The 3673-nt window shown below is 62.2% G+C and carries 4 protein-coding genes; 1 reads left to right on the top strand and 3 read right to left on the bottom strand.

What is annotated here, in order from left to right:
* The 3 genes from lpxK to E4L98_RS26260 all read right to left on the bottom strand — a co-directional run.
* Positions 1-680 (bottom strand): tetraacyldisaccharide 4'-kinase (lpxK, locus tag E4L98_RS26270; RefSeq protein WP_135204490.1); only part of this gene is annotated, 680 nt, incomplete at its 3' end.
* On the bottom strand, positions 667-1101 hold the full coding sequence (locus E4L98_RS26265) for an ExbD/TolR family protein (protein WP_135204489.1): 435 nt from the start codon (positions 1099-1101) through the stop codon (positions 667-669). The genes lpxK and E4L98_RS26265, both read right to left, overlap by 14 nt.
* A 9-nt stretch (positions 1102-1110) precedes the next feature.
* Positions 1111-1716, bottom strand: coding sequence for a MotA/TolQ/ExbB proton channel family protein (locus tag E4L98_RS26260; RefSeq protein WP_135204488.1), 606 nt, complete (start codon positions 1714-1716; stop codon positions 1111-1113).
* Positions 1717-2616: 900 nt separating this feature from the next.
* Here E4L98_RS26260 and xseA point away from each other — a divergent pair.
* Positions 2617-3673 (top strand): exodeoxyribonuclease VII large subunit (xseA, locus tag E4L98_RS26255; RefSeq protein WP_135204487.1); only part of this gene is annotated, 1057 nt, incomplete at its 3' end.

Below are 3673 nucleotides of genomic sequence, written 5' to 3'. Positions count from 1 at the left end.
GGGTCGGCGCGGCCGCCGTCCAGCGCAGCGCCGACGCCAGCGGCCATCGCGGCCGTCAGTTGCGGCGTGTTGATGACGGTAAAGTCGCGTCGGCGCGAGACCGGTTCGCGCAGCGGCCCGGCCGGCAGCAGCCAGCCATTGCCGGCGCCGCGCCCGTCGAACAGGATGATTTCTACGTCGCGCTGCAACTGGTAGTGCTGCAGACCGTCGTCGGTCAGCAGGATATCGACCTCGGGATGCGCGGCCAGCAGCGCGCGGCCGGTGGCGGCGCGGTCGCGGCCCACCATCACCGGCACGCCGGTGCGCTGGCGGATCAGCAGCGGCTCATCGCCGACCTCGGCCGGCGTCGAGGCATCGCTGACGGCGCGCGCGCCGTCGCCACTGCTGCCGAAGCCGCGCGAAATCACGCCCGGCCGCATGCCCGCGCGCAGCAGCGCCTGCACCAGCCAGATCGTCAGCGGCGTCTTGCCGGTGCCGCCGATGTAGATGTTCCCCACCACCACCACCGGCACCGGCAGCCGGGACGACTTCAGCAGGCCGACGCGGAACAGCGCCACGCGCAGGCCGCTCAGCAGGCGGAACAGCAGGGACAGCGGCCACAGCGCGCAGGCCAGCGGGCCACGGCGCAGCCAGTTGCGCGTCAGCGTGGATTCCAGCGCCGACGATTTATTTTGAGCCACCGGTTTGCGCCGCGAAAGTCAGTTTTTCGTAACCGGCCAGGCGCGCGGCTTCCATCACGTTGATCACCATCTGGTGCATGGCGAACTGGTCGGCATTGACGATCACCACCGGCGACTTGCCGGCCTCGCCGCCCTTGGCCGCCGCCTCGCGCATGGCCTGCGCGAAACCGTTCACGTCGCGGAAGGACACCGGCTCGCCATTGATGGTGTAGTTGCCTTTGGCGTCCACCGTCACATCCAGTTCGAACGGCTTGTCGGTGGCCTTCTGCGCGTCGGCCGTCGGCAAGGTGATCTGCAGCTCGGTGAACTTGCTATAGGTGGTGCTGACCATCAGGAAAATCAGGATCACCAGCAGCACGTCGATGAACGGGATCAGATTGATCTCCGGGTCTTCGCGGCGCTGGCCTTTGCGGAAATTCATGCGGCGTCCTTATTTGCGCTTGCTGTGCACCACATCGACGAACTTCACCGCCTGCTGCTCCATCTCGATGACGAAGCTGTCCACCAGCGCGCGGAAGTGACGGTAGAACACCAGCGTCGGCATGGCGATCGCCAGCCCGAAGCCGGTGTTGTACAGCGCCACCGAAATGCCGTGCGCCAGCGAGGCCGGATTGGAACCGGCGGCATTCTGCGAACCGAAGATCTCGATCATGCCGACCACGGTGCCGAACAGGCCCATCAGCGGCGCCAGCGTGGCGATGGTGCCCAGCGTGGTGAGGAAGCGCTCTAGCGTGTGCGCCACGCCGCTGCCGGCCTCCTCGATCGATTCCTTCATCACTTCGCGCGGCGATTCGACGTTGCGCAGCGCGGCCGACAGCACGATGCCCAGCGGCGAGCTGTTTTCCAGCTTCTGGATGATGTCCGGCGTCACCTGGCTGCCGCGATAAACCTGCACCACCTCGTCCAGCAGTTTTTTCGGGATGATCTTGCCGCGGCGCAGGTACAGCAGGCGTTCGATGATCAGGGCGGTGGCAACGATGGAGGCAATCAGCAACAGCCAGATGGGCCAACCGGCAGCTTGAAAGATGGCGAGCAAAACGAACTCCTGTGAAGATGTGAACACCGAATGGCGCAATGTATCTGGTTGCGCGGCCGACGGCAAGTGTTTGGTGGAGTTCTCAACATTTTCTGTGGACAATAGTGTGAGCAAGGCTCAGCTTGCCATGCTAAGTTACTGATTTATATCGCCTTATTATTGCAGCACAAAAATAATGCAGTCGCCACAAACATTTGTCTACTTATGCCCACATTCTGTTGATAAGATTGTGAGCAAGGAGGATCGCACGCTGCAAGCCCCTTGATTTGAAACGATTTTTTACTCCTGAGTAAAATTTCAGCAGCCCAACTGATCCACAACGGTGCCGGCGCGGCGCGACCGATAATCTGCAGCTATCGGCGTGCGTTGTGCACTTCCCCACATTTTATGTGGATAAGATTGTTAGCAAGGCGCAAGTCACCTGGCCAAGTCATTGATTTGTAATATTTTTGTTTCCGTGCGTAAAAATACGGCAGCGCTTTTGCCGGCACCAGCGAGGCGAACTTGCCGACCAACCATGTTGGTCGTGGGCGCGGGAGTTTTGCACAAAATCTGTGGATAAAAGTGTGTGAAATCGCACATAGCGATTTTAAATGCCTTATTTTTCAATGGCTTATTTACTTTGCGCAATTTTTACGCATAACAAATTCACAAGAAGAGCGCGGCTATCGCTCACCGGCGATAATGAACAACTTTTGTGGATAACTTTGTGCGTAACCCTCGGTGCGGATGCCAAAGTGCTTGATCCATAAGGCTTTTTAAGGGCTGCATTAAAAAAAGGCAGAAATAAATAGCCTTTAAAATCAGTGATTTATCTATAATACCTGGTGCTTCAGACGCAGTATGACTATTGTGTGACATATCACACCAAGTGTGGATAGTTTCCTTTTTAGAAATTTCATGAACTTCGACGACCGTTCCGATACCGCCCCCGCCGCTGCGCCCGTGATCACCGTCAGCGCGCTCAACCAGGCGGTGGCGCGCCTGCTGGAGCGCTCCTTTCCGCTGGCCTGGATTTCGGGCGAGGTGTCCAACTTCACCCGCGCCGCCTCCGGCCACTGGTATTTCACCCTGAAGGACGACGCCGCCCAGGTGCGCGCCGTGATGTTCCGCGGCCGCGCGCAATATGCCGGCTTCGTCCCGCGCGAGGGCGACAAGGTCGAAGTGCGCGCCCTGGTCACGCTGTACGGGCCGCGCGGCGATTACCAGATCAACGTCGAGGCGATACGCCGCGCCGGCGTCGGCTCGCTGTTCGAAGCATTCCAGCGGCTGAAGGAAAAGCTGGACGCGGCCGGGCTGTTCCACCCCGAGCGCAAGCGCGCGCTGCCGATGTTCGCGCGCACCATCGGCATCGTCACCAGCCCGCAGGCGGCGGCGCTGCGCGACGTGCTGACCGCGCTCAAGCGGCGCGCGCCGCACGTGCGGGTAATCCTGTATCCGGCGCCGGTGCAGGGCCAGTTCTCGGCGCAGAAGATCGCTGCCGCCATCGACACCGCCTCGTTGCGCGGCGAATGCGACGTGCTGATCGTCTGCCGCGGCGGCGGCAGCATCGAAGACCTGTGGTCGTTCAACGACGAGGAAGTGGCGTACGCGGTGGCCAACTGCCGCATGCCGGTGATTTCCGGCGTCGGCCACGAGACCGATTTCACCATCTGCGACTTTGCCGCCGACCTGCGCGCGGCCACGCCGACCGCCGCGGCCGAACTGGCGGCGACGCCGCATGCCGACTGGATGGCCTCGCTGCGAACCGACGTCACCGACCTGCGGCGCGCCATGCGCCGCGCGCTGAACGACGCCGAACAGACGCTGGACAACCACGCGCGCCGCCTGCTGAATCCGGGCGCGCAAATCCGTCAGCAGCGCATCAAGCTGCAATCGCTGGCGGGCGCCCTCACCCACGCCAACCGCGCGCCGCTGACGCAGGCGCGGCACCAGCTGGACCGGCTCGGCGGCCGTC

Origin of the sequence: Duganella callida (assembly GCF_004614165.1) — a bacterium.
Classification (GTDB): domain Bacteria; phylum Pseudomonadota; class Gammaproteobacteria; order Burkholderiales; family Burkholderiaceae_D; genus Rugamonas; species Rugamonas callida.
The sequence above is the reverse complement of the archived record's forward strand: the minus strand, read 5'-3'. Positions and strand labels throughout refer to the sequence as shown.